This window comes from Solibacillus silvestris (assembly GCF_051967575.1).
Lineage (GTDB): Bacteria > Bacillota > Bacilli > Bacillales_A > Planococcaceae > Solibacillus > Solibacillus silvestris_B.
Genome location: NZ_JBQCJW010000007.1, coordinates 137,544 through 163,273, shown reverse-complemented (window position 1 = coordinate 163,273; position 25,730 = coordinate 137,544). Strand labels below are relative to the sequence as shown.

At 39.5% G+C, this 25,730-nt stretch carries 28 protein-coding genes and 1 pseudogene; 6 read left to right on the top strand and 23 right to left on the bottom strand.

Annotated features, from left to right (window positions below):
• Positions 1 to 50: 50 nt before the first annotated feature.
• The 3 genes from ACTHOQ_RS06925 to ACTHOQ_RS06915 form a co-directional block, all read right to left on the bottom strand.
• Positions 51 to 611 (bottom strand): YufK family protein, encoded by a 561-nt coding sequence (locus ACTHOQ_RS06925; protein ID WP_440495057.1) that lies wholly within the window; start codon positions 609 to 611, stop codon positions 51 to 53.
• Positions 612 to 709: 98 nt separating this feature from the next.
• Complete coding sequence (ymaG, locus tag ACTHOQ_RS06920; protein ID WP_440495056.1) at positions 710 to 880, bottom strand: inner spore coat protein YmaG; 171 nt, start codon at positions 878 to 880, stop codon at positions 710 to 712.
• A 123-nt stretch (positions 881 to 1,003) separates the two neighbouring features.
• Positions 1,004 to 2,503: a leucyl aminopeptidase gene (locus tag ACTHOQ_RS06915; protein ID WP_440495055.1), complete on the bottom strand. Its 1,500-nt coding sequence runs from the start codon at positions 2,501 to 2,503 to the stop codon at positions 1,004 to 1,006.
• A 144-nt stretch (positions 2,504 to 2,647) separates the two neighbouring features.
• Here ACTHOQ_RS06915 and ACTHOQ_RS06910 point away from each other — a divergent pair, with 144 nt between their 5' ends.
• The gene (locus ACTHOQ_RS06910; RefSeq protein ID WP_440495053.1) at positions 2,648 to 3,139 is read left to right on the top strand and encodes a divergent PAP2 family protein; all 492 of its coding nucleotides are present in this window, start codon (positions 2,648 to 2,650) and stop codon (positions 3,137 to 3,139) included.
• Positions 3,140 to 3,440: 301 nt separating this feature from the next.
• Here ACTHOQ_RS06910 and ACTHOQ_RS06905 read toward each other — a convergent pair whose 3' ends face one another.
• From ACTHOQ_RS06905 to ACTHOQ_RS06885, 5 genes are all read right to left on the bottom strand, one after another.
• A complete protein-coding gene (locus tag ACTHOQ_RS06905) occupies positions 3,441 to 3,767 on the bottom strand; it encodes a YuiB family protein (RefSeq protein WP_440495052.1) in 327 nt (108 codons plus the stop codon).
• Between the two features lie 140 nt (positions 3,768 to 3,907).
• Positions 3,908 to 4,405: an NUDIX domain-containing protein gene (locus ACTHOQ_RS06900; protein ID WP_440495051.1), complete on the bottom strand. Its 498-nt coding sequence runs from the start codon at positions 4,403 to 4,405 to the stop codon at positions 3,908 to 3,910.
• Between the two features lie 83 nt (positions 4,406 to 4,488).
• Complete coding sequence (locus ACTHOQ_RS06895; RefSeq protein ID WP_440495050.1) at positions 4,489 to 5,700, bottom strand: NAD(P)/FAD-dependent oxidoreductase; 1,212 nt, start codon at positions 5,698 to 5,700, stop codon at positions 4,489 to 4,491.
• A 154-nt stretch (positions 5,701 to 5,854) separates the two neighbouring features.
• Complete coding sequence (locus tag ACTHOQ_RS06890; protein WP_440495049.1) at positions 5,855 to 7,060, bottom strand: EAL-associated domain-containing protein; 1,206 nt, start codon at positions 7,058 to 7,060, stop codon at positions 5,855 to 5,857.
• Between the two features lie 242 nt (positions 7,061 to 7,302).
• On the bottom strand, positions 7,303 to 7,677 hold the full coding sequence (locus ACTHOQ_RS06885) for a HesB/IscA family protein (RefSeq protein WP_440495048.1): 375 nt from the start codon (positions 7,675 to 7,677) through the stop codon (positions 7,303 to 7,305).
• A gap of 210 nt (positions 7,678 to 7,887) precedes the next feature.
• Here ACTHOQ_RS06885 and ACTHOQ_RS06880 point away from each other — a divergent pair, with 210 nt between their 5' ends.
• Positions 7,888 to 8,580 carry a DUF2225 domain-containing protein gene (locus tag ACTHOQ_RS06880; RefSeq protein ID WP_440495047.1) on the top strand — a complete coding sequence of 231 codons (693 nt, stop codon included), beginning with the start codon at positions 7,888 to 7,890 and terminating at the stop codon, positions 8,578 to 8,580.
• Between the two features lie 120 nt (positions 8,581 to 8,700).
• Here ACTHOQ_RS06880 and ACTHOQ_RS06875 read toward each other — a convergent pair.
• Positions 8,701 to 9,023 (bottom strand): annotated as a pseudogene (locus ACTHOQ_RS06875) (NifU family protein).
• On the opposite strand from ACTHOQ_RS06875, the gene ACTHOQ_RS06870 reads away from it, so the two are divergent.
• Positions 9,022 to 9,354, top strand: a complete 333-nt coding sequence (locus tag ACTHOQ_RS06870; protein WP_440495045.1) for a YuzD family protein — start codon at positions 9,022 to 9,024, stop codon at positions 9,352 to 9,354. The pseudogene ACTHOQ_RS06875 and the gene ACTHOQ_RS06870 overlap by 2 nt on opposite strands.
• Before the next feature lie 54 nt (positions 9,355 to 9,408).
• Here ACTHOQ_RS06870 and ACTHOQ_RS06865 read toward each other — a convergent pair whose 3' ends face one another.
• The gene (locus ACTHOQ_RS06865; protein ID WP_440495044.1) at positions 9,409 to 10,476 is read right to left on the bottom strand and encodes an NAD(P)/FAD-dependent oxidoreductase; all 1,068 of its coding nucleotides are present in this window, start codon (positions 10,474 to 10,476) and stop codon (positions 9,409 to 9,411) included.
• A gap of 550 nt (positions 10,477 to 11,026) precedes the next feature.
• Here ACTHOQ_RS06865 and ACTHOQ_RS06860 point away from each other — a divergent pair.
• A complete protein-coding gene (locus ACTHOQ_RS06860) occupies positions 11,027 to 11,266 on the top strand; it encodes a YuzB family protein (protein ID WP_440495042.1) in 240 nt (79 codons plus the stop codon).
• A 24-nt stretch (positions 11,267 to 11,290) separates the two neighbouring features.
• Here ACTHOQ_RS06860 and ACTHOQ_RS06855 read toward each other — a convergent pair whose 3' ends face one another.
• Both ACTHOQ_RS06855 and ACTHOQ_RS06850 read right to left on the bottom strand, forming a co-directional pair.
• Positions 11,291 to 12,055, bottom strand: coding sequence for a TIGR01457 family HAD-type hydrolase (locus ACTHOQ_RS06855; RefSeq protein ID WP_440495040.1), 765 nt, complete (start codon positions 12,053 to 12,055; stop codon positions 11,291 to 11,293).
• Positions 12,055 to 12,507: a DUF86 domain-containing protein gene (locus tag ACTHOQ_RS06850; protein WP_440495039.1), complete on the bottom strand. Its 453-nt coding sequence runs from the start codon at positions 12,505 to 12,507 to the stop codon at positions 12,055 to 12,057. Before ACTHOQ_RS06850 ends, ACTHOQ_RS06855 begins: the two co-directional genes overlap by 1 nt.
• Positions 12,508 to 12,598: 91 nt before the next feature.
• Between ACTHOQ_RS06850 and ACTHOQ_RS06845 the strand changes: the two genes are divergently transcribed.
• Positions 12,599 to 12,865 (top strand): DUF3055 domain-containing protein, encoded by a 267-nt coding sequence (locus ACTHOQ_RS06845; RefSeq protein WP_440495038.1) that lies wholly within the window; start codon positions 12,599 to 12,601, stop codon positions 12,863 to 12,865.
• 42 nt (positions 12,866 to 12,907) lie between these two features.
• Here ACTHOQ_RS06845 and ACTHOQ_RS06840 read toward each other — a convergent pair whose 3' ends face one another.
• The 6 genes from ACTHOQ_RS06840 to ACTHOQ_RS06815 all read right to left on the bottom strand — a co-directional run bounded on the left by ACTHOQ_RS06840 (position 12,908) and on the right by ACTHOQ_RS06815 (position 18,669).
• The gene (locus ACTHOQ_RS06840) at positions 12,908 to 13,255 is read right to left on the bottom strand and encodes a YutD family protein (RefSeq protein WP_440495036.1); all 348 of its coding nucleotides are present in this window, start codon (positions 13,253 to 13,255) and stop codon (positions 12,908 to 12,910) included.
• Between the two features lie 154 nt (positions 13,256 to 13,409).
• A complete protein-coding gene (gene lipA / locus ACTHOQ_RS06835) occupies positions 13,410 to 14,321 on the bottom strand; it encodes a lipoyl synthase (RefSeq protein ID WP_440495035.1) in 912 nt (303 codons plus the stop codon).
• Positions 14,322 to 14,437: 116 nt separating this feature from the next.
• Positions 14,438 to 15,211: a sporulation protein YunB gene (gene yunB / locus ACTHOQ_RS06830; RefSeq protein ID WP_440495034.1), complete on the bottom strand. Its 774-nt coding sequence runs from the start codon at positions 15,209 to 15,211 to the stop codon at positions 14,438 to 14,440.
• A gap of 41 nt (positions 15,212 to 15,252) precedes the next feature.
• A complete protein-coding gene (locus ACTHOQ_RS06825; protein WP_440495033.1) occupies positions 15,253 to 16,356 on the bottom strand; it encodes an HD-GYP domain-containing protein in 1,104 nt (367 codons plus the stop codon).
• Positions 16,357 to 16,432: 76 nt separating this feature from the next.
• On the bottom strand, positions 16,433 to 17,797 hold the full coding sequence (locus tag ACTHOQ_RS06820) for a bifunctional metallophosphatase/5'-nucleotidase (protein ID WP_440495031.1): 1,365 nt from the start codon (positions 17,795 to 17,797) through the stop codon (positions 16,433 to 16,435).
• A 20-nt stretch (positions 17,798 to 17,817) separates the two neighbouring features.
• Positions 17,818 to 18,669, bottom strand: coding sequence for a DUF72 domain-containing protein (locus ACTHOQ_RS06815; RefSeq protein WP_440495029.1), 852 nt, complete (start codon positions 18,667 to 18,669; stop codon positions 17,818 to 17,820).
• Positions 18,670 to 18,778: 109 nt separating this feature from the next.
• On the opposite strand from ACTHOQ_RS06815, the gene ACTHOQ_RS06810 reads away from it, so the two are divergent.
• On the top strand, positions 18,779 to 19,093 hold the full coding sequence (locus ACTHOQ_RS06810; RefSeq protein WP_440495028.1) for a thioredoxin family protein: 315 nt from the start codon (positions 18,779 to 18,781) through the stop codon (positions 19,091 to 19,093).
• Between the two features lie 45 nt (positions 19,094 to 19,138).
• On the opposite strand, the gene ACTHOQ_RS06805 is transcribed toward ACTHOQ_RS06810, so the two are convergent.
• From ACTHOQ_RS06805 to sufB, 5 genes are all read right to left on the bottom strand, one after another.
• Positions 19,139 to 19,282: a hypothetical protein gene (locus ACTHOQ_RS06805; RefSeq protein WP_440495027.1), complete on the bottom strand. Its 144-nt coding sequence runs from the start codon at positions 19,280 to 19,282 to the stop codon at positions 19,139 to 19,141.
• 143 nt (positions 19,283 to 19,425) lie between these two features.
• Positions 19,426 to 21,792: an FtsX-like permease family protein gene (locus ACTHOQ_RS06800; protein ID WP_440495026.1), complete on the bottom strand. Its 2,367-nt coding sequence runs from the start codon at positions 21,790 to 21,792 to the stop codon at positions 19,426 to 19,428.
• 113 nt (positions 21,793 to 21,905) lie between these two features.
• Positions 21,906 to 22,580 (bottom strand): ABC transporter ATP-binding protein, encoded by a 675-nt coding sequence (locus tag ACTHOQ_RS06795; protein WP_440495024.1) that lies wholly within the window; start codon positions 22,578 to 22,580, stop codon positions 21,906 to 21,908.
• A 228-nt stretch (positions 22,581 to 22,808) separates the two neighbouring features.
• Positions 22,809 to 24,071 carry a helix-turn-helix domain-containing protein gene (locus tag ACTHOQ_RS06790; protein ID WP_440495023.1) on the bottom strand — a complete coding sequence of 421 codons (1,263 nt, stop codon included), beginning with the start codon at positions 24,069 to 24,071 and terminating at the stop codon, positions 22,809 to 22,811.
• A gap of 130 nt (positions 24,072 to 24,201) precedes the next feature.
• Entirely contained in the window at positions 24,202 to 25,599 is a 1,398-nt protein-coding gene (gene sufB, locus ACTHOQ_RS06785) for a Fe-S cluster assembly protein SufB (protein ID WP_079524187.1), read from the bottom strand.
• Positions 25,600 to 25,730: the final 131 nt, after the last annotated feature.

The following is a 25,730-nucleotide window of genomic DNA, read 5'->3' as shown; positions in this document are numbered from 1 at the left end:
CGATATTTAGCGCACCTCCCCCGCTAAAAGGCCAACAAGCTTTTATACTTTTATGCAAATGGTAAGCTTGCAAGAATCCCATTATAGAGCTTGACAATCGCGTAGATGACTAAAGCCAATAATAGAAACCAAGTGAGTACTTCAAAGAAAATCAACCCAATAACGCCCGTCATCGACATATACTGACTCATCTTGTAGACATTATAAATAAAATAGCAAAAAACCGTTATTAAAAAAATCGCGACTAAAATAGGTAAAGACTGAATCCCTATAACAGAAGCAAATGCCCCGAAAAAGAAGATGACGTAGCCACCGCGCGCAGCATGGATCGTCTGCCCTTCTTTATCTTTTGAGAAGAACAACATTCCGAGCTCATGGATCGTCTCACCAATAAGCTTCAATGCCGAAAATAGCATAAAAAACAATAGCGCAAATACAATCAGCAAAACGAAGCGCAATTCCAAATCGGACAGAAATTCGTGCATTCCATCGTAAACACCGATTGTGTGAAACAGTTGCAAAGATTCCGATACGGCGAAAATACCAAATGAAAAGCTAAACAAAACGATTGTAAATAACGGTAAATAGCCGTATAAATATGGATTTTTCATAAATTTCGTTCCCTCAAAACTCGTAATATTTCCTTCCCTCATCATAGCTAACAATGATGCTGCGGGCAAGCATCTACTTTCCTATAAAAGTCTTGCTTTTACCAAAAACGTCGCCGATATGGTGGATAATAATAAGGCGGATAGTAATAATTAGGTGGGTAACGGTTGTTAAGTGAACCACCTAAAAAGCCGCCTAAAAACCCGCCTAAAAACGGAGCGCCAAATGGATAACCAAACCCTGGATTATAATATCGATTGCGATTAACCATGCCCATGTCCTCCTCCCTTTATAATTAGTGTATTCATTAATTTTACTGTCGTTAGTCAGCTGCCTATAAATAAAAAGATGCGTTGCAAGTTTTTGCACTTGCAACGCATCTTTTATATTTAATTTAGTTATCACGCAGCTCCACGAATGCTGCCAATGTGCGAACCATGACACCAGTACCGCCTTTTGGTCCTAATGCATGCGGGGCATCCGCATCAGACGTTCCTGCAATATCAAGATGAACCCATGGCGTGTCTTCCGCAAATTCGCCAACAAAGCCGCCACCGAAGATCATATGTCCATCACGGCCCGGAGAGTTATTTAAATCGGCCACGTCTGATTTACGAATACGCTTTTTATCGCTTTCAGTTAATGGTAAGCGCCATACAAACTCGCCTGTTTCAATAGCTGCCCCCATAAACTCTTCAAAGAATTCCTCGTCGTTCGTTAAAGCGCCTGTTTTATCTTTACCAAGTGCAACAACAACACCGCCAGTCAATGTCGCAACATCGATTAAATAATTGGCTCCTTGCTGTTTTGCATATGTCGTCGCATCCGCTAATACTAAACGACCTTCCGCATCCGTGTTCAATACTTCAACCGTTTTGCCATTGTACATAGTAATGACATCATCCGGCTTAAATGCTTCGCCTGATACCATATTGTCTGTAGACCCGATGACCGCCACAACATTTTGCTTAGGGCGAGTTTCTCCGATAATGCGCATCGCACCAAGCACTGCAGCAGCACCGCCCATATCGCCCTTCATGCCTACCATGCCTTCACGAGGCTTCAAGGAATAGCCGCCTGTGTCGTATGTGACGCCTTTGCCGACAAAACCGATAACATCTTCCCAATTTGGTTTCCCTTGATATTTAATCGTAATTAAACGCGGTTCTTCCGATGAACCTTTATTTACCGCTAAAATGCCGCCCATGCCAAGTTCTTCTAGCTGGGCTTTATTCAGCACTTCGATTTCCAAATCATAAATATTCGCCAGCTCCGTTGCATAATCGGCTAGATCTGTCGCCGTTAGTAAATTCGGAGGCAAGTTAATCAATGTTCGCGCTTCATTGACTGCATCGGCATAAATTTTGCCGGCTTCAAAGTTTGCCGCTACATCTTCCATATTCGCCTCTGTCAAAAATTGAATGTGGTCAAAATAACTGTTAGGTTCGTTTGAAGAAGTTTTGTAGTTGAGCACTGAATAATATCCTAAATTCAAACCTTCCCCGGCTAAATAGGCTACTTCTGTTTCTTCCAATTGGTCTGTCGTAAAGGATTCAACCCAAATTGCTGCATCGCCCACTTTCGCGGCTTTCAACTCTTTTCCGACAGTCGCAAATACTTCGCGCAATTCATTCGCTGTTATGTTTTTTCGCTCGCCTAAACCGACAAAGTAAATTCTCTTCAACATACTATGATTCCCTGCATAAGGGAGCTTCGTAATTTTTTTGGAGTCTGTTGCTATTTCGCCAGCACGGAGCCATGCGTCTACCGTTTCTCCAAAATATTCGCCAAATGCTGACCAGTTTTTCATTTGCTCCCGATGCTTTTGTACACCGATAATTAATGTTTCAGAAGTTTGAGTTTCAAATGTTTTTGCTGTTGCTTCAATATTCATAATAAAAAACCTCCTAATTAATAGTTTTATTATATACAAAATTGGTTAGTTCGTGTATCGAAACAAAAAATTATTTATTTTTTCTGTAAGTTTACACTCAAGTGCATATAGGAAAAATGATATAATTATTGCAATTATGAGAAAGTGGGTGTAACTATCGAACTTTTACAAAATACGCCACTTTGGCTTGGGATTTCTGCGATCGTTTTTGCCCAAATATTAAAGGTCCCGATTAATTTTATTGTAACAAGGAAAGTGGATTGGAGCCTATTAACATCTACAGGAGGAATGCCGAGCTCACATTCAGCGGCAGTGACGAGCGTTGCCGCGGCTGTTGGCATAGAAGCCGGTTTTGATTCAGCGACTTTTGCCGTTGCTGCAATGCTGGCAGGAATTGTGATGTATGATGCGAGCCATGTGCGCTTCCAAGCCGGGCAGCATGCCGCTGTCTTAAACGAAATCCGCCACGATCTCCGGTTGTTTTTCGATGAAATTAAACGTTGGCCTGAAATGAATGAGCAGGAAAAAATAGAGGATTTAAAAACATTGCTAGGCCATAAAAAAAGCGAGGTACTTATCGGCGGGCTAGCAGGGATCGTGCTTGCTCTTTTATGGTATAGTATTCGCGGTTTTTAATGACAAAAAAGCTGAACCGTTTATGCTTTAAAGAGCTTCCCTGTTTAAAAAATCGCTTAGCTGCGTTGTTTCAGTGCTAGAAAGCAGGAAGCCGTCTGTACAGAAAATCTTATCACCCTCAAAAAACATTTCCCAGCAATAAATGCTTGTTGCTTATTAAACATTAAACGCTCTTTTGTACTGGTTGTATAGAATATTCCCCTGAACCCAAACCGCCTGAAAATCAATCTAATCAAACTTAAAAATCGAGTATTCTGCCTTATAGCGAAATACCCGATTTTTTAAGGTTGATCCTAATTCACTAAAACATGCGATAGCCGGCTTTCCGAAGGGCAATCATGACGACCCCCGCTACAAGGGCACCGCCGAAGCCGCCCGCCAAGATTAATATATCAACGAGCTGCAATGCCTGCACTTTATCAAGCAATGCCGGGAATGCTGCGCCAGGCTTAAAGATATAATCTAAAAAGCTTACCTCATCAATAATAAAAACAACGACAACCGGATAAATAATTGCCATTAGCCATGTCATGCGCAATAACATATTCAGTAAAAAGCCGATACCGAAAAACATGACAAAAAACAAAACAATAGAAATGATTAGCTGTACTAATGAAACATCATTCATGTTACGTATACCCCCAATAATCTCTCATAATTTTACATGATAAAGTGGGTCCTTTCAATTCAACATCCGCAATAATAAACAGAAGTTCTAAATTGTCAAAACTTCTCCATAAAGTAAATTGTTTTTCATTTTTCCAGTTGTTATTTCTTGAAAAATAAATGATATTCGCTATAGCCGAACACATCGCCGGGATTAATCCCTTCAATTATTGGATGTATGTGGCGTACCACATGCTGCTGAGCCATTTCTTTCAGCATGACCGATGATAGCTCATGCTGAATAATTTCCGCCGGGTCCATCCAGCATGCTTCAACAATTTCCTCTTCCTGCAGCACGAACTGTTGTTTATCGTCGATTGGCTCGCAATAAAAAATCGCCATATTATCACTAATATCATTTAAAATAACGCCCGAGCGGAACCCTGCCAGCCCTTTCACGCGACAAACAATCCCTGTCTCCTCTAAAACTTCGCGCATAGTGGCAGTTGTGACTGTCTCAGCCTGCTGCACAAAGCCTGCCGGTAATGACCAAACACCTTTTAGCCCGCCATAGGTTTTCTTTACGAGCAGCCATTCACCCTTATAATTTTCTACAATTCCTGCAACACCAAGCCAAACTTTGCCTCTATCTTTTTTCATTGCGCAAGCTCTCCTTTGTTGTCCTTATAAAAAAACTTGCAAATGAAGCTTTACGCACTCGTTTGCAAGTTTGAAATTTATATTTATAAAAATTTGAATTTCCCTTTTTTTACTGTTAAACCGACACCGCCAACTAAATATAAAGCGCGATCATCGACTACTTTCTTTAAGGCCGATGCTCGTTTGCCCGTAAATTTACGGCCAAATGCTGTACCGATTGCATCATTGTCCCCTAATGAGCAAACTGCGCCTTTATCATCGTATACAAATTGTTCTGTCGGTTCGCCATACATTAAATGCTTAATATTTTTCGCGATTATCACACCTTGCTGCATCGCAATTTGCGCTGTTGGCGGATATGGCCGTCCTGTTTCTTCATTCAATAAAAATGCGCAGTCCCCGGCGACGAAAACATCTTCAAAGTCCGGCGATCGCATATCGCCACGCACCGCAATACGTGCCCGGTGTGATTCAATGCCGGACGATTCGACTAAAGCATTTCCGCGTACGCCGGCTGCCCATACTACCGTGCCTGCCTTAATAAATTCAACATCCTCATCGCCTTTTTTTATTTTCACGCCTTCTTCTGTCGCTTCCACAATCGGTGTGCCAATTGAAAATTCAACGCCTTTTTTCGTCAATTGCGCCTTTGCATAATCGACCAGTTCGGAATCAAAACCTGGCAAAACAGTCGGAGCTGCTTCTACACATAGTAGACGAACTTTCTCTTGAGGAATGTCAAACTCCCTGCATAGCTCTGGAATGCGGTTGCCGAGCTCGCCTAAAAACTCGATGCCGGTAAATCCCGCTCCCCCGACGATGATCGTCAGCTTGCTATCGTCTTTTATATCATCCAATGTCCATGAAGCAAATTGATATTCGATATGCTCGCGTACTTGGCGCGCTGTATTAATATTCGTCAACGACAATGCATGGTCCTTCAATCCGGGAATCCCAAATGTTTCCCCTTCAAAGCCTAGGCCAATTACTAAATAATCGTACGTAAACTCGCCCGAAGAAGTCTCTACCTTTTTCAGATTGACATCGATGCTTTCTACATTCGCCTTTACGAAAGTTACGTTTTGATTGATTACCGTTGAAATAGGGTAACGCGCTTTATCCGGAGATATCGTCCCTGCACCCACTTCATGCAGCCAAGTCGTTTCATAATGATAATCATTTTTGTTCACTAAAATAATTTCCGCTTCATTCACATTAACAAACTTCTGCAAATTTACAACGGTCGTTAATCCGCCATAGCCTGCACCTAATACTAAAATTGTCGGTCTTTTCATTAAATCAAAACCCCCTTAATTTTAATGTACTAGCGCAGGTAATAGAAAATCTCTATTTGCTATGCGCTAGAAAGAGCTGATTTCTGCCAAAATACTAACATAATAGTAGCCTTTTTTCCGCTCGATTTCAAACAAATCTATATTAATATCCTAGTCAGTTAACGATATTATGCTCATATAAATAGTCATATGTGATGTCTATAAACAGAAATTCTTCATTCGCTATCGCCATTGAATAGGTGCGTGTTAACTCGCCTGTTTCGATGTCGCTGTAAACGGATGATAGTTCGCCTTTGTTGTCTTTTGTCATTTTAATAATGTTCAATAGGAAGTATGGCCGCCAGCTCCAATTTTTCCCTATTGCTTCTTTATGCACTTCCCACTGATGATCTTTCCAGCGAATATTCGGTGATGTTTGAAAGCCGTTATTATCAGAAATATAAATACGGAACGCGCAATTTTCCAAAGCTTTCGCCAGCTGCATTAGTTTTTCCTGTTGGCTGCTTGATGGATTTACCTGTTCGACAATCGTGTTAATTGTTCGTTCAAGGCGCTTCATTTCCTCATATTTGTGGAGAAGAAGCTTCTTTTCTGTAGCGATAAACTGCTCACATTCGTTGCGGAAACGTTCTTTCAGTGAATCACGCTCATGAAACTCCTTATGCGGCAGCTGCAAATAAGGTCCTTTGTAATAGCGGGCCCCATTTTTCCAGCCATGCTGCAATTGGTAAACCGTTTCAATATTTTCGATTAATAATTGTGTGCCCATCTTCACAGCGAGCGATCGGATTGTCGAAAATGCATGATTTTGCGCCCCCCACAAATTGTAATTCAGCTGGCCGACATTGATTTTTAAAATGGCCGGCTCCAGCAGCAATACATTTTCAAGCTGTGTTTGCGGACCGACATCCGCAAGTGCGATTTTTATGCCGTATGTCTTTATATAGCGAATAAGGTGATGGAGCTGCTGCATTTCCCCTTCGAATTTATGTTCAGCCATAACGAGCGTAATATTCGTTAAATTCGATTCTTTAACAATTTCTTTTAACATTGAAAAATAACTTTCGCCTAAATCAAGCATAAGCAGCTCGGGATTGCATGGAATATATAAACCGATATCGTCGATTAAATGGGCAATTGTTTGCAATGACTTCCTGACGAATAATTGCTCGATCTCTGCCCTTATGTCTGCGGGAACATCCTTTTCGTATGTAAACTGCTGTATATTTATTATGCTTTTTTCACTTTCCACTTGGCCAATCACTTCATAGGCGACAACTCGATGCCCGTCTGCGCTGTAAATCGGTTCATATAAAATTTCGATTTGATCCAGCTTATCCAATAATTCTAAAACACTCATTTAAAAGCCTCCTCTAGCAGGATGGTGTTATTCCTATATTAAAACAATCATTTTGATAATACAAAAGTATACACTAAAACTTAGTTGTTTTATAGGAAATATAAAGTTTCAAAGATTTCGCATGTTAATAGGCATGGCTTGGGCTTTTTACAGATATAACAGAAAAAACTTTCCTTGCTCATGCAGAAAAAAAGCCTTCAGCAATGGGATTTATCGCTAAAGGCTTTTGCACATTTTTCCTATCATTCACATGGTTGCTCTACTGCCGGGCGTGCTGCCGCTTTAAAGCTTGTGCCGCAGCCGCATGACGCAAGTGCGTTCGGGTTGTCGATTGTGAAACCGCCGCCCATTAATGATTGTTTAAAATCAATTTTTGTATTTTGTAAAATGCCGGCATCTTCTTTTGAAACGATAATTTGGATTCCGTGCTGGTTATCAACATAATCATCTTCATTAATTGTTTGCTCAAACGCCATACCATAAGAAAGTCCGCTGCAGCCGCCGCCTTTTACGGCTACGCGCAAGCTCGCATTTCCCTCTTCGTTATGGACCATCATTTCTTTGACTTGAAATGAGGCCGCTTCCGTTAAAATGATCACTTGTTTTTCACTTGCCATTTCAGTCACCTACCTTCTTCTACATATCATATCAATTGTGTTTCCCATCTGACAACAAAACTGCTTCATCCGAAAATTTTACTACGTAAAAATATTATTACAAAGGAAAAAATACCTAAAAATTTCATAAATAATGACTTATTTTATTACAGTTGCTTTATTTTCCTTGCTATAATAAAGACAAATAACAAAGCGAGAGGTATGAGCACTATGGAAATTTCCCCATACTATGAAAAAAGCATCGATTGCATGCATTGCAAGAAAAGTTTTCCCACATTAAAAGTTCGCACGAAATCAATAAAGATCGAGCAGACGGAATCTGACTTCCAGCCCGTATATGCAGATAACCATGTAAATGCATTATATTATAATGTATTTGTTTGCCAGCATTGCGGGTTTTCATTTACCGAAGATTTCAATAAGTATTTTGCTCCAGGCGTCAAGGAACAAATCGATGCGCAAATTTGCACTAATTGGGTCCCTCACAGCTTTAAAAATGAGCGCACTGTTTTCGATGCAATCCAAGCATACAAACTGGCATTAGTATGTGCGACGATCAAAAAGGAGAAATTCGTCATTACATCCGGCTTGGCTTTGCGGCTTGCATGGCTATACCGGTCCTTAAAAAACACCGGGCAAGAACAGCGCTTTTTGAAAATGGCGCGCGATCACTATATGGAGAGCTTCTCAACCGAAGATTATGCAGGCACACAAATGTCCAATGTCCGCATTATGTATATGATTGCTGAATTATCGCGTCGTATACATGATTATGAGAATGCAACACGCTTCTTCTCGCGCGTTATTGAAAATCAGCGTGTAGGCGGCGAAGCAAAACTTGTAGATATGGCAAAGGAACAATGGGAATTAGTACGTAAAGAGCGCGAAAAAATGACGCAATAAAAAATGGAGCCGCCTGGAAAGTTCAGTGATTTCCAGGCAGCTCCGGCATTGCATAAAGCATTCCCAATTTAATATCGCTTAGACGGTCACAGCAAATAACGCCGCATGCCCCTTTTTAAATTAGAAAACTTGTTCAACTTCGACGATACCTGGCACTTCTTCCAACAGTGCACGTTCGATACCGGCTTTTAATGTGATTGTAGAACTTGGGCAGCTGCCGCATGCGCCTAGTAAACGCAATTTTACGATACCTTCTTCAATATCCACTAATTCACAGTCTCCGCCGTCACGCAATAAAAACGGACGTAATTTATCTAAAACTTCCTGGACTTGTTCGTATTGTTCTGTTTCTGTCATTTTGCTCGACTCCCTTCATTAAAATCATTATAATGTGAAGGAGCAAAAAAATCCATTATTGAATAACGAAAGGTTGGAATTCCCATGTCACTATCTCAACCAATTATAGAAGTATTCGGAGCAGACATCATGTGTGCGAGCTGTGTTAATGCGCCTTCTTCCAAAGATACATACGAATGGCTTCAAGCTGCCATCACACGCAAATATCCAGAACAGCCATTTACAATTCGCTATATCGACATTGAAGGCGTAATTGATAATGAACGTGATCAAGACTATGCAACCCGCATTCAGGACGACGAATTTTTTTATCCGCTCGTTTTAATTAATGATAAAGTCGTCGGAGAAGGTTACGTACAAATTAAGCCTGTATTTGCAGCCCTCGAATCGGCAGGATTTGTGCCAACTGAAGAATAAAACAAATGCCTCTCAAGCAGTTTTTGCTTAAGAGGCATTGTTTCAGGTTTAGTTTTAATTTTCGTTCTGCTTTTTGTAGTACCAAAGTAGACCTGACTTCATAAGGCGCGCAATGCGTCCAGTTACGGTCGTATCGGCTAAATGAACGAAGCCTTGCTTTTTACCAAGGGAACCCATGAAGCCTTTCATTTTGATTTCTGAGAGCTTTTCAGGCAATGTTTCGCCCTTCCAGCGCATTTTAAGAACTTTTACGATGCGCTCGCCTTGTTCCTCCGCTAATTGCGCTGTTGGAGGTAAATGCGAAGAAGCACAATCCCCTACTACATAAACATTCTCATCCCCTACTACATGGTAATGGTCTGTAATGATTGGACGATTGAATTTATCCTTTTCAACATCCAGCTCACGAACGATTTTTACAGGCTGCACACCCGCTGTCCATACGATGACATCAGCTTCGATTACATCATCATGGTTGAAAAGACGACCTTCTTCTACACGTGTAATGTTCGATTCCGCGATAACTTCTACATTATGCTTTATAAACCAGGATTTAATATATTCGCTTAGTTTTTCCGGAAAATCCCGTAAAATACGATGTGAGCGGTCAAATAATTTAATATTTAAATCCGTACGACTTTCACGCAGCTCACTTGCTAGCTCAATCCCTGAAAGTCCTGCACCGACGATGGCAACCGTTGAACCAGGGGCCAAGCCGCATACTTTCTCGAATGTTGTACGAGATTTTGCGATTGTTTGAATACTGTATGTGAATTCATCTGCGCCTGGTACACCATGATATTTATCGACACAGCCTAAACCGATAACAAGCTGATCATAAGCGAGCTCCCCGCCATCTTCTAAATACACTTTTTTATCTTCACGATCAATGCGGACAATTTCCCCATATACACGCTTTAATCGCTCATGCTCCGGAAACGCAACACGAATCTCTTTATCCGTTGATGTACCCGCAGCAAGTGCGTAAAATTCTGTTTTTAAACTATGGAAAGGTGTACGATCTACCAATGTAATTTCCACATCTGCCGGTAAATTCGGCAATAAACGAAGCAAGATTCGCATATTCCCATATCCGCCACCTAATAAGACTAGTTTTTGCATAGCATTTTCCCTCATATCTTTTAGTAATCAATTACGCCTCGACGTTATTGTGTGCAGACTTTTCCAAGTTTGCTCAAAAAACCTTTATTAAAATCTGTAACATGTGCCAGAAGCTTCAGCTTCATTCAGCATGTCCTTCATTTAACGAAGATTAGGATGTTCACAAAGTTTCCATAAACATTATAACTGTTTGTGATAACTTTCACAATATGTGAAACGACATTTTGTGAAAGTTTTCACATAATAATGCCGTAGAAGCTATTTCTTTATAAAGGAACAAAAGTGCTAAAGCATATTAGGATTTATTTCTCCATGCATTTTAAAGCAACCTCTAATTTAGCTTACTACGTTATTTTTTACAGGATTCGCATAGCGCTTCTGTGTTTCATGGCGGCCGGAGCAATGCAGCCTTATTTTAGTCTTTGCTAACATCCCCGTTATTCAAAGCAATTCCCAACGCCGAAATTTATAATTTCTTTCACAACGAAGAAACACGGAAATTGACGTCAATAAAAAAACAAAGTAGCATGGCTAATAGTGAGGTGACAACATGTTAAATCCATTAGTCGAATTTTGCATCAGCAATTTAGCGAATGGTGCGCAGCAAACATATGAACAACTGGAACAGGACCCTGATATAGATGTATTGGAATATGGCTGCTTAAGCTATTGCACGAAATGTGCACAAAGCTTTTATGCTGTTGTAAACGGGGATTTAGTCGAGGCAGATACTCCAGAAGAGCTGACAAAGCGCATTTATGAATATATCGAAGAAAATCCGATGTGGTAACAAACCACCTCGGATTTCTTTTCGTTATTTTAATAGGTCAAGCAAATTTTCCACGCAATAAGTCGGCAGCTTTGCCTGCTGTTTTACGATTTCAGTAGGCGTGACTCCCGTATTGACATGAATCGTATCACAGCCAAAATTTATGCCGCATAAAATATCGGTATCATAGTTGTCCCCGACCATGACCATTTCGTTCTTCTCATAGTGATGCTCATCAGCAATAATTTGCAGCATAACCGGGGATGGCTTACCAACAAAGATTGGTGTGACGCCAGCAACATTCGCGACTAAATGAACGAATGAACCATTTCCGGGAGCAAAACTTGTCTCATTTGGAAATTTAATATCTTCATTTGTTCCAATAAGCTGTGCGCCTTTTTGGACATAACCACATGCTTTTACGAGCTTTTCATAAGTGATTTGGCGGTCAATCCCCATTACAAGAACATCGCTTTGCTCGTCGGCAATTTCCAAGCCTTGCTCTAATAAAGCAGTTCGAATGCCTAGTTCACCAACTACATTTACTTTTTTATTTGTACTCATTTTTGCAACATAGGCTGCCGTTGCAAGCGAGCTTGAATAAATATGATCAAGCGGTGCATTCACACCGATTTCCCGTAATACTTGCTGCAATGTCTCACGGGTTTTCGACGAATTATTCGTTAAATAGTAAGGCTCGATCCCTTGTTTTTGCAGCAGATGGACAAATTGCACAGCTGAATCGATTCCTGTTTTACCGCGGTAAATCGTGCCATCCAAATCAAAGCAATACGCTTTATACGAGAGCATTATGCATGATCCTCTGGCAAAAATGCTGAAACCGGACCTAATTCATTTGTTAAGTAGTCATGGACTTTTCCGGAAAATTGTTTTAATATATTCAAATTTGCAGTTAGCACTGTTAGGATTTCCTCACTATCGACAGCGATAAATTCACGCACAATCATTTTACGCAAGCCGACTACAGCTTTCAACGGCGCATCCATCTCCTGTGTAATCACTTTTTCATCAACAAAAATATCGATAATGTCTTCATAGCTGCCCGGGTCACGCATAATGAAGCCGTCAATGACAAGATTTCCGACATCCATCATCGCTTCCATAACATTATGGCCGATACGCTGTAAAGCAAGCTTATGAACCTCATCCCCCAACCAGTTGTCTGTCGATTCAAAGATCGCCAATAATTCATCCAAGTGTGCCAAGTTTTTTGTAATTTTATTTCTATCTACGAAGTACATAGATAAAGCCTCCATTCAATCAATAAAAGTTGATAGTGTTTTCCCTTATATAGTACCATATTCTTTAGAGATGGAAGGGGCACAAAACAAAATGGAACGATTTTTCTTATATGATGATGTAGAAGATACAAAAACGCGCTTTGTAAGTTTTGCCGGCAAGACTCAGCGCTATGATTTAGCAATTTTGCAAAGCAGCAGATTTTTTGGGAAAGTGCTTGTCCTCGATGTCCAATTTGGGCGTTTTGCGATCATCGGAGCAGATGATGTGGAAGAGCCTGGCTATTTAGAGCATGTATACAATCGCACAGAGGCGGAGACAGAGGATTTACGGGAATATTTACGTGAGCTATTAAGCTAAAAAAACGAGGAAGCGCTTTTTTGCGTCTCCTCGTTTTAACGTCTATTCAGCTGTTTCAACTGCTTCTTCGGCCTCAGTTTGCTGTGCAATCAATTGTTCTTTTTTCAATTCCGGTGCACGGCCTGTTTTTTGGACGACAAAATACGCACAGCCAAAATTGCAATATTCGTATAGATAATCCTGAATTGTACTTATTTTTGTATCGAATGTCGATTTTTGATTTTTATCGTCAAAAAACCCTTTTAAGCGTAACTGACCGTAACCCCAGTCCCCTACAATATAATCGTATTTTGCTAAAATATCTGAATAGCGCGCCACAAAAGCCTCTTCCTGAAAGCCGTCCCGCACATTTTCGATTACTTCATAAGTATACCCTTCTGCAATAATCAAACTAGACACCACCTATCTATTTCCATGTTAATGAATATTGAAGATGAAAGCAATATTCACAACAAATTTTGTAGGTAAATATGGTGAAATCAGCAATAGTCCGTCTTTCGGCGAGTAAGATTATACCCGCATAAATAAGTTAAATGTCTATTTCCTACAATGTAACACTTGATTGTTTTGCTGCATTCACTTGTTCATCCGCATGGTAACTACTGCGTACTAATGGACCTGCTTCACAATGACTGAAGCCTTTTTCCATAGCGATTTTACGCAGCTTGCCAAACTCGATTGGCGAATAATATTTTTTAACAGGCAAATGTTTTTTTGTCGGCTGCAAATATTGGCCGATTGTCATAATATCCACATTATTTGCACGCAAGTCATCCATCACTTCATAAATTTCTTCCAAAGTTTCCCCTAGGCCGATCATTAATGATGACTTTGTCGGGATATTTGGCTGCATTTCTTTTGCTCTGCGTAAAAACTCCAGTGAACGGTCGTATGTGGCTTTTGCCCGAACACGTGGTGTCAGACTGCGCACTGTTTCGATATTGTGATTTAAAATATCAGGCTTTGCTTCCATAAGCAAACGCAGACTTTCTTCACGGCCGCTTAAATCGGAAGGCAGTACTTCAACTGAAGTTAGCGGACTTTTACGGCGAATCGCACGCACCGTTTCAGCAAGTACTTCAGCACCGCCATCCTTTAAGTCATCGCGGGCAACCATCGTAATGACAACATGCTTTAAGTTCATTAATGCTACCGAATCTGCTACGCGTTCCGGTTCTGCTAAGTCTAATTCGTTCGGCAAACCTGTTTTAACGGCACAGAAGCGACATGCGCGTGTACATACAGAGCCTAAAATCATCATTGTCGCTGTACGGCGCTCACCCCAGCATTCGTGAATATTCGGGCAACGGGCTTCTTCACATACAGTATGCAAATTATTGTCCCGCATCAATTTTTTCAGTGCTTTATACTCATCATTTGTATTCAGCTTAATTTTTAACCAATCTGGCTTACGTAAATGTTCCTCTTTTGGATTAGTTGGTTTACAAGTTGTCATTGTAATTCTCCTTTTCACTCAACTACGTCTAGGGTGTTGCTGTTGTCAATGTAACATATTCAGCCAGCCCAAACAACTCACTATTCATATTATTTGAATTTATTCAAATTTTGCTTTTAATCAAACGGGACAGGCACTTCGATTGATGGCTGCGCACCTTCTCCAGCACTGTAAATATGCGGAACAGTTCCTCTTACTAATCCAATAGCTATCGGAATCTTTTGTTCGACGGATGCGGATTTGCTCGCAAATGGGACAATAATCTGCACATTAACATCAATTAGTAAGTTTACTTCTACGATGGCGTTGTTAATTCCGAATTCGCTCACTGTCGATTCTACATTGCTATGTACATTGCCGATAATATGGAAGCGGATCGGTATTTTCGGCCCTAAATTTCCGATAATCGGGATATTCAACGCCTGGCCTAACGGAACAAAAAATACAATTCCGTCGCCTGCTTCCATTTTTCCTACATCATATTCGACATTTTCTAAATTCGGCAAATGGGACAAATCCCCATTTTCCGCCTGCTCCAAATACTCCTTTACTAATGTTTGGGTTTCCGCCCGCACCTGGTTGATGATTTCCGTGTTGAATTTTGTTGTAATCATATCGGCTGACTGTGTCGGCAAATCCACAATGATATCATTTACATCCAATACACTGGAAGTTCTGGAATTGATCGCTTTGCTTACTACATATGAGGCAACTTTATGTGTTTGCACTTCTGCATATTCTAAATATATCGGCATTAATCTTGCGTTTAATACATATATACTAATACAAACCATTCCTACGACGCTTACGACAATAATCGTCATCACATTTTGAAATTTGCTTCTTTTCGTTCCTTTGGACTTCCACTTTTTTCTTTTACGAAAACGCAAAAAAATCCTCCTTCTCATAAAATATGAAAGGAGGGATTTTTCTATTCAGTATATCCGTCAAAATCTGTCTCTATTTTTTTTATTTCGACTGCCGGATAATCACTTAAACACATTTCATATGTAGCTTCCAGCATTTTTCCGTTTTCCTCGAAAATGCGCACCCATGGACGTGTTACATCAACATGGTTTTGCTTTGATATAATACCGCGCCGATCATCCGTTAATAATACAATCGTACCGTTCGCATAATGGACAATACTGCGTTTAAACGCATCCACTACCCTTGTATCAAATTGCTTCCCATAACCTTCCGCAATAATCGCAATCGCTTCTGACGGCAGCATTTTTTCCCGATAAATACGATTTGATGTAAGTGCGTCAAACACGTCAGCCACCGCAATAATTTTTGCAAATGGATGAATTTCAAAATCAACAAGCCCCCGTGGATAGCCACTGCCATCAATACGCTCATGATGCTGAAATGCACAATGCGCAACAAGTAAAGACACCGTATGCAAGTTGCGCAGCAAGTCGAAGCCATAGCGTGTATGCTGCTTCATCTCCTCGTATTCTTCATCTGTCAGGTTACTGGGCTTCAATAAAATTTCAGACGGAATAAGCAGTTTCCCAACATCATGCAAAATTGCGCCCATCCCGATTAACCGGATGTCCTCATAGGAATAGCCCATTTCTTTTGCAATTGCCACCGAATACAACGCAACTTGAAATGAGTGCTGATAAATGTACTCGTCATATAAATATGCATCTGTCAGCACCATCAATACTTCTTCGCTATTTACGATTGAACTCATAATATCTTCAACAATCAAGCCAATCACTTTGGACTGTTGGTCTAATATATAGGAAGTTTGGATCGGCTTTGCTTTTTTCACGTTTTCGAATGCTTTTGTCATATTTTTCACTGCTTCAATCCGCTTGCCCGGCGCAACAGTTTCTTCTAATTCTATTCCTGCTGAAATTTTATCATCAATGTACAAATATTGAATATTAAGTTCCCGTAGCCTTTCAACAATTCGGCCTGTTACGATTACATCTTTATGGAGCAGCGGATGACCCGCCTCATTCCAGATGGTTCTCCCAACTACCATGCCTTCTTTCAAAACATTAATCGATATTAATCGCATTTACAGTATTTTCTCCATTCTAATATTACGTTCATTATATAATTAGCGATCGGCGGTGAGTAGCATATTTTAAAAATCATTGAAATTTCTTCATACAATAGCTTTTAAACACATCTCGGATAAATTCTGGCAAAAAGTATTGTTTTTTCGCATATTTAAAACTAGGGAAAAAATAGCCGAACGTAAATAAATCCAAAGTAGCCAAACGATACACTTTCTCTGGCTCCATAAGCTCACCATTTATATACAATTCACGTTGCTTTGTTATTTTGACTCCATAATTCAATATTTTTCCGAATATGATGCCTCTAAAGCCTAGACCTTTTAACTCGAGGCGCGGCCATTCTTCATTTTCGGATTGGATGAAAATTTCTTTCAGCTCATTGCCTGTTATATGAACGACACATATATTTATCGGATGTGGCAAAATTTTGTGAATATCATATGTAGAAATTAATCCTCTGCGCAATGGCTCAACAAAAATTCCCGCATTGAACATGACACAGTCCGCATTTGTATAATCATGCATACATTCTGCAAATAAATCGGATAATTGCGATCGGTGAAACCATTCTTTATTGAATGTTTTCGTTAATGTAAAAATAGGCTTTTCCAAAATGGATTTTGCTTCTATTTGCAGATGGGACAACCATTTTTCTTCATTTTCGACTTCCGGCAATAACGCATTTTCATGCAAACGATCGGATTTTTCGATTAATGACCGTGTAGAATGATCATATTCCATCGTTAACTGCCCTGTATATTGGCCAAATTTCCCCCCGCCTGTTAAAAGAACATTATTTTCAACATGCCCATGCTCGAATACATGATGTGTATGCGAACCGAAAATGACATCGATGATTGGGCATTCCTGCGCTAATAACTCGTCTTCGGTAATGCCTAAATGCGACAGGCAGATGAGGATATCGGCTTGTTTTTTCAGTTCGAAGGCCAATTTGATTAGCTCGGCACGAGGATTTGTCACTTCCCAGCCGAGTTCCTTGTAGAAAAGCTCAAACTCGGCAGTTGCAGCAATGACCGCAATCTTCGTTCCATGCTTCGTCGTTAAAATCGTATATGGCTTCATCCAGCCAGGGTTTTCCCCATATTGCGAATATAAATTTCCGACGATGACTTCAAACTGTGCTTCATCATATAAATGATAAAGCACGTCGTATGGCAGCGTAATTCCCTCGTTGTTTCCAATCGTCACAACATCGTACTCCGCTTCATTCAGCATTTCGATATTACCTTTGCCCAATGTCGCTTCCGTATACAAATTAGAGCGGTCCAAATGATCTCCCAAATCGACTAAAAAGCTCGTTTCTCCCCTTTCAGACAGTATTTTGCGCTGCATTTGTATAAAAGATTGGCTTCGCTTCCAATACGTAAAATGACTATGCAAATCATTCGTATGGAAAATATGGATTATTTCTCGCATTTTCGCCACCCCGCTCTACTTTACTGTTCAAAAAAACCTAATTGCTTTGGAGCAAGCCCATCAAATTCAAGATGCAATATTTGCTGCATCCGTTTCGCGTTTTTCGCTGCATGCCCCCCGGAGTTGTTGTTAAACAATACGAAAACCTGTTTCGATTGACGCTCCAAACATGTTATGTCCTCTGCAAGCTTTCGCAATTCTTCCACGTTGTAATCATATAAAAAACGGACTTTCCGCCAGTTTTCCCCGTGGCCTGTATTGCGCCATCCATGAACATTGCGACCATGTATCCGAACGAGCGCTTTATCATGTGTCGCAACAGGTACAAGCGGGATAGAACCGCTCCCTGCCTGCGGTTCATCACATACAGTATGGATAAGTTCGTGGTCTTTCAAAAATTGCAGTGTTTTCTCCTTCATTTGCGGACTATACCAAGTTTGATTGCGGAACTCTATAGCAACAGGATAATCAGCTAATTGTTGTTTCATATAACGAATATATTGCACATTTTTTCCTTGGCAATCAAACCAAGGCGGAAATTGCACGAGTACAATCGCAAGCTTTCCATGCTTTTTGAAAGTATCGGCACATTTCCTAAATGCATTGAACATATCATTTCTTGTTTCAAACGGCAGCTCATCGCGCAAATGCCCTGTCATCCCCTGGTATGCCTTCACGACAAATTGGAAGGCATCGGGCGTAGCCTTGCACCATTTTTCCACATTTTCCGGCGATGGAATTGCATAAAAAGATGTATCCAACTCGACGACCGGGAAATGCCCGCTATAATCAAATAATTTATCCTTCGCAGCTGTGGCTTCACTATATACATCCGGGTGATCACCCCAACCAGTTAATCCGATTGAAATCATCCTTCTTCACCTCATCTTCTATTGTACAATACCCCCGCAATCTCAATGTTCAATCATTGCAAATTTCTACAATTCCGATCATAATAATAGTAAAAAGGAGGATGACTTTATGCATATTTTACAATCAGTTGAGGAGTTTGAGCAATTTAAAAGCGGTTCAGCCGTCATTTTTGAATTTACGGCGGATTGGTGCGGCGATTGCCGATTCATCGATCCATTTATGCCGCAAGTGGTTGAGAAGTTTTCAAACTATACGTTCGTCAAAGTTGATCGCGATAAATTTTTGGATCTTTGCATCGATTTGGGAATTATCGGCATCCCTAGCTTTTTAGCTTACGAAAACGGCACTGAACTTGGTCGTTTTGTCAGCAAAGATCGTAAAACACAAGAAGAAATCGAAAACTTCATTTCGGGTTTAAAATAGAAAAGTGCTTCAAACGAACACATGGGTCGTTTGAAGCACTTTTAATTATTTAATTACACCTTCGTGCTCTTCATTTTTCCATAGTTTGCCGCTCTTCTTTTGCCCTAAAGCCCAGAAGATGATGATTACCGCTACTACTAATACAGCAGCTGGTACCCCTAAAGTAATTGGCCAGAATAAGTTTTCCATTATCACTCGCTCCTTTATATATACATAATCTATACTTCCATTATTCCATCTAATACAATTATTGTAAACGGTTAGCGGGCAAATTATAAAAACATTGTTGCAAAATCTCCAATATCTTCACGAATTCAACACAATTTCTCTTTTTAAGAGTGGATGGAGAATAAATTTTTTCTCATTATCGTATAGGAAATCATGATGACCATCACGCATAAAAAAATGATAAAGCACAGTGCCATTACCGTAAGCAACTGGGTCATCTCAAAAAATGCGCCAAATAACAAGAAGCTGAAAATGCCGCCTAGAATAATTGCGCCAATTGACCATAATAAAGACTCCTTCAGATAAAGAGATAATACATCTCCCTTTTTCCAGCCAATCGCTTTCAATGTTCTAATTTCCTCCTGACGCAATGTCAGGAAAGATATTGTACTTTCGCCAATTGTAATAACAGATAAAAAAAGCGATGCCATCATAATGAATAGAAGAGATATAAGCAGATTATCATTTATATAGCTTCCTAAATTCGTATCCCCGGTCATGTTCACGGTCCTAAGTATTGTTGCCCCTACTAAAAGTGTAAGCACCGTTACAGTGATGAGTTGCAAGAATGTCAGTGAAAGGAAACGCTTGAAATAGAAAAGATTGCGCAACAGCAAAGGCATTTCCCGCCTTTTGCTCACAGTAATCTTTGGACGATTTTCAGCAAAACTGTTCAATCCAATCAATAGCAGCGTCACAGCTAATGCAATGCCTAAAATATAGAAAACTTTCTTCTGTACAACGCCAAACGCGAACAGTATTATAACGGCCATTATGAAAGAAAATACGGTCAAAATTATGAATTCGCCAGTATAAAAGGCACGAACATGCTTTTTATGCCACCCAAGCTCCAGCAGCAGTTTCCTCTCTTCAACTTGCAGCCAGCTTCTGAATAATAAGCGATTGATTAAATAGCTGGATGTCACAATCAAAAATAATGCTGCAATTATTACCGTGGTGAAATTCCAGCTTTCAGAAATTTTTGCTGCCGCTCCAAGACTTGTCCAAGGCTGTGTCACTTCACCGATTCCCTCAACCGTAATAGCCATTTGTCTTGGTGACGAGCCTGCTACTATATCAATCTCAAAATTTCCAAGCTGATAAATTTGCTCTACAACGTTCAAAATCTTAGCTTCAGCTGCTGCATTATATTCATCGATGTCCGCCACTCGAATGCGGATTGCGTCAATTGGTGCTTCCCCTTTAATGAATTCCGCATCTTCAATGTTCATTAAGCCATGTGCAGGCGCACTTACAAAACTCCCTGGTAAAATCGTTTCTTTCAATACAGTGCCATCTATTAATATTGAAGGCGCCTGCTGATAAACGCCAAGCGGACTCGCTGATAATGAGTTTTGGTAGGCATTCGTAGTAAATGTACCAACAGGATACAAAGCAAATGGGATGCCGTCAATCCCGAGCGATGCATTTTCCTGCATGCTTGTTTCACGGTACAGAGGTATGCCATGCTCTTCACCAATTTTTCTGACGGTCAGCTTATTTTGTTCTATCTCATAAGATATAGGTTTTGTAAAATAGAAGTTGGCTGTATGCAATAGATTTTTCGCAAAATTTTGTGTTTCTTCTATTTGTCCTTCACCGTCTATTGCTAATGGTACGTTAAAAAATGGACGAACATAATTTGATAAATCGATCTTTTTTGTTGTAACCGGGTGGGTTGATTGATTTTTCACTGCTTGAAATTCATTATATAATTCCATCACTTGCGCGTAGTCTGTAAAGTTCCCTAATAGAAATTCATCTTGTTTCAAGCCTAATTTTTCCTTGTAAGCCACCGTGTCTTCCGTACGCCAATCCAGTTCTTGCTGCGAAATTTCTGCTTGCACCGGTAACGTTGCATCTTCTAAATAAATTATCGGAATATGGCGCATCTGCTCAGTGCCATCAAATCCATGCCACTGTAGGATTTCTCTCTTTACTTCCTCTGTTAACATGTTAAAGTCGAAGCCTGTAAGGTTTTCTTCCTCTTCCCGATCAATCCCTACCGTTAAATGATAGGTAACAGGAAAGGTGAATTGAGGGGGATGCGCAAATACCGGTGTAAAACTTAACGGATCATTTTTCAGCCACTCAAAGCCATAAAAGAAACCATCTTGCTGCAACAAAAAGTAATCTTCTTCGATTCCTAATTGATAATTATGAATACCATCTGTTGTGTAATAATTCATCCTCATCCAGCTGCTTCTTGGAGGAAAAGCTACTTCAAGCGACTTTAATCCACCATTAAAATAGCCAAGCGATGCAATAGGAGCCGCCACTTCCACATCTGATAAAGCTTTTATTACCCGCCAATCGGCTAATGTAATGCCGCCTTCACCGACACCTAAATAATTTTCTTCAACAAAGCCCATTTCCTCTTCTACTTCTGGGCGAGTTCCTTCAGGGCGGACTAATAAATCATAGCTCCCCCGTGCATGCTGCTTGATTTCACTTTCAACCTGTATTTGCATTTGAAATATCGTATAAAGACTATAGGGCAGTACAACAAAGATTGTAAGCAACGCTAGGAAAAAAAGAAGGGATCGACTTTTGTGCCTTATTATCGATTTCCAACTGTATCGTATCATAAAGGTACTTTCTCCTCCTTCAGCATTCCGTTCTCTATTTGTAAAATTCTTTCCCCATAGCTGGCGACAACTTCATCATGTGTCACTAAAATAATCGTCTGTCCTTCCAAGTGAACTTCCTTCAACAATTGGAGGAGCATATCACGATTTTTGGTATCTAAATTTCCTGTTGGCTCGTCACAAAGCAGTATCGCTGGCTTTGTAAGCAATGCTCTTGCAAATGCTGCACGCTGCTGTTCACCTCCTGACAACTGTTGAGGAAAATGATTTAGACGATGGGCTAAACCTACTTTTCCGATAATTTCCTCAGCCCTTTTTTGTAAACTTCTTTTATTTTCGTATGGAATTAATGGCAGCATTATATTTTCAAGCACATTAAATTGAGGAAGTAAACGGAATTGCTGATACATGAAAGAAAGGTGGCTACGTATCACTTCATGTTTTTTTGTATCATCTAATCTGTAGATTTCCTGTTCGCCTATTTGAACAGTTCCTTTTGTCGGAGACTGCATGCCGCCAATTATTTTCAGCAAAGAAGTTTTGCCAGTACCAGATGAACCAATCAAACTGACCCATTCACCAGCCTTAATATGCAACGTAATATCTTTTAAAACTTCTGTATGCTCATTAAAGCTAGCATAGCTAAGAGAAACCTGCTCCAGTTTAATCATTTTTAATCCCCTGCTTTCTCTTTATAAAAAAAGCACAAAATATCTTTTCAGGATATATTGTGCTCATTTATTTATGCTTTTTTAAAGTACGTGTATTATTTGTCATATAAATACGCCTTTGAACTTTTATAAATTAATTCTACCATAGCTTCAAAAATATTATTGTTCACATATTTAATGGAAAAGCTTATTTAATTAATAGTAAATTAATGAGCTTGCGAATTATCTCTACTTTTGAAACTTAAGTGCTTTTTCAAAATAATGGCTGGATTTTTTATACATATACATTTCCTTATAAAAATTTGCCAATATTTTAGCGTAAAATTCTCCCCACACATATAACTTTTTGTTTTCAAAATATTTCATTGCATCCTTATCTATTTTAGTCAGCTCCGTAAGCCTACTTGATGAATCCTCTGCCAGCAATATTGAAAATATATTTACTTGGTGTTGTATTTTTATAGTTAAAGTTTCAAATTTCTGAATCACTTTCAAATACTTTACTGCTTCATTAAATTTTCCTACTTTAAAATTGCATCTCACTAAATTTATGTATACTTCCGCATCAGCTTCATAGTCAATGGCTTTCAAATAATAGACAATCGCCTGCTCGAAATCTTCCTGACATTCCTTACAGTAGCCGAGATTCGTATATAACATATTGAAATTATTCGAATTTTTTGCTTCTTGTATATTCTCCAATATATTATTACAGATTAAATAATGCTCCTCTGCTGCCGTAAAATGATATAAGTTATTTCTCGCTATCCCCAATAAGAGATGGCATTTAAAATCAAGTGAAGGTTTGTAAAGATTCTCAAAATAATCTAGGGCTAACGTACAATAATCAATAGAATTCTGATATTTGTATAATTTACTAGCTACCAATGCAGCATTAAAATAATAGCAGGCAACTTCAAAATCACTGTCATACTTGAAAAAATCGCTATTATCTATTGTTGTTTGAACTACCCCATATGAATGTTGATATTCATTTGTCAAGTAGGACAGCAATATCGCAATATTGATAAACAAGAAGTAATTTCTGGAGTTCGTCGCTTTAATAGTTTTGCCAATTGCATTAATTTTTATTTTTGCCTCTTCGTATTTTCCTAAATAAATTAAATATCTCCCTAACACTAATCCTCTCTTCAAATGAAATTCGCTTTCAAGAAAAGGATTTTCAAATGCTTCCAATACTTCCAATGTGGCTTCATCAGGTTTTTTATTCATTAGCAGCTCAGTATAAAGAGCTTCTAATTTTTCATTAATGTTTTCACTTTCCTGTTGCTTTGCACTTAAATCAATATTTAATTTTTGAAAAAGTAATTCGTAGATTTCCAAATCTGCTGTAACATTAGAATTTTCTATTCTGCTTAAATACGAAGGTGTACATATCCCTAAACTCATTTCTTCCTGTGTTATCCCTTGCTGTATTCTATTCATTTTTAGAATTCCGCCTAAGTTCGATAAGTCTCGCTTCTTTTCCAATCCTTTCATCCCCTTCCAAACCAAACTTAATAATTATCCATTAAGCAGAAATCATTTACCAATATAATACAGTAAATCCAAAATAAAAACACTTGCCCCCATTTTTGGGAGGCAAGTGCTTGAATTTTATTTATCCGATTGAACCTTCCATTTCGAACTTGATCAGACGGTTCATTTCTACTGCATATTCCATCGGCAATTCTTTCGTGAATGGCTCGATGAAGCCCATTACAATCATTTCTGTCGCTTCTTCTTCAGAAACACCACGGCTCATTAAGTAGAATAATTGCTCTTCAGATACTTTTGAAACTTTTGCTTCGTGCTCTAAAGATACGTTATCATTTAATATTTCGTTGTACGGAATTGTATCAGAAGTAGATTCGTTATCCATGATTAATGTATCACACTCGATGTTCGAACGTGCACCTTTAGCATTTTTACCGAATTTTACTTGACCAAGATACGTAACTTTACCGCCTTGCTTAGCAATCGATTTTGAAACGATTGTTGAAGATGTGTTTGGTGCTAAGTGAATCATTTTCGCACCAGCGTGCTGGTGTTGACCTTTACCTGCAATGGCAATTGATAAGGTCATACCACGTGCGCCTTCACCTTTAAGGATACATGCAGGGTATTTCATTGTTAATTTTGAACCGATGTTTCCGTCAATCCATTCCATTGTACCGTTTTCTTCAACAACTGTACGTTTTGTAACAAGGTTATATACGTTGTTCGCCCAGTTTTGAATCGTTGTGTAACGGCAGTAAGCGTTCTTTTTAACGATGATTTCTACTACAGCCGAGTGTAGAGAGTTTGTTGTGTAAACAGGCGCTGTACAACCTTCTACGTAGTGTACAGATGCATCTTCGTCCACGATGATTAGCGTACGTTCGAATTGACCCATGTTTTCAGAGTTAATACGGAAGTATGCTTGTAATGGTGTGTCTAATTTAACGCCTTTAGGCATATAAATAAATGAACCGCCAGACCAAACTGCAGAGTTTAATGCTGCGAATTTGTTATCTGTATAAGGGATTACTGTACCCCAGTGTTTTTTGAAGATTTCCTCGTTTTCTTTTAATGCTGAATCAGTATCTTTGAAGACAATACCTAAATCTGTAAGGTCTTGTTTCATGTTGTGGTAAACTACTTCAGATTCATACTGAGCAGATACACCTGCAAGATATTTTTGTTCAGCTTCCGGGATACCTAATTTATCAAATGTTGCTTTGATTTCTTCAGGTACTTCATCCCAAGAGCGTTCAGTTGCTTCAGATGGTTTTACGTAATACGTAATTTCATCGAAGTTTAATGACGCCAGGTCACCGCCCCATTGAGGCATTGGCATTTCATAGAATTTTTCAAGAGCTTTTAAGCGGTAGTCTAGCATCCACTGTGGCTCTTCCTTCATACTTGAGATTTCACGAACGATATCTGCTGTAAGTCCACGTTCAGAACGGAAAATTGATACGTCCTTATCATGGAAACCATACTTGTAATCGCCGATTTCAGGCATTTTTTTAGCCATGTTGTCTCCTCCGTTCATTATCTTAAAGTGTTCAAGCGCTCGTTCAGCTGTGAGGGGTCAAAACGCCACGTCCTGTGGCATGACCCCAATGACTCACATCGTGTGAGCCTGAGACGTTGGAGAGTCCTGAC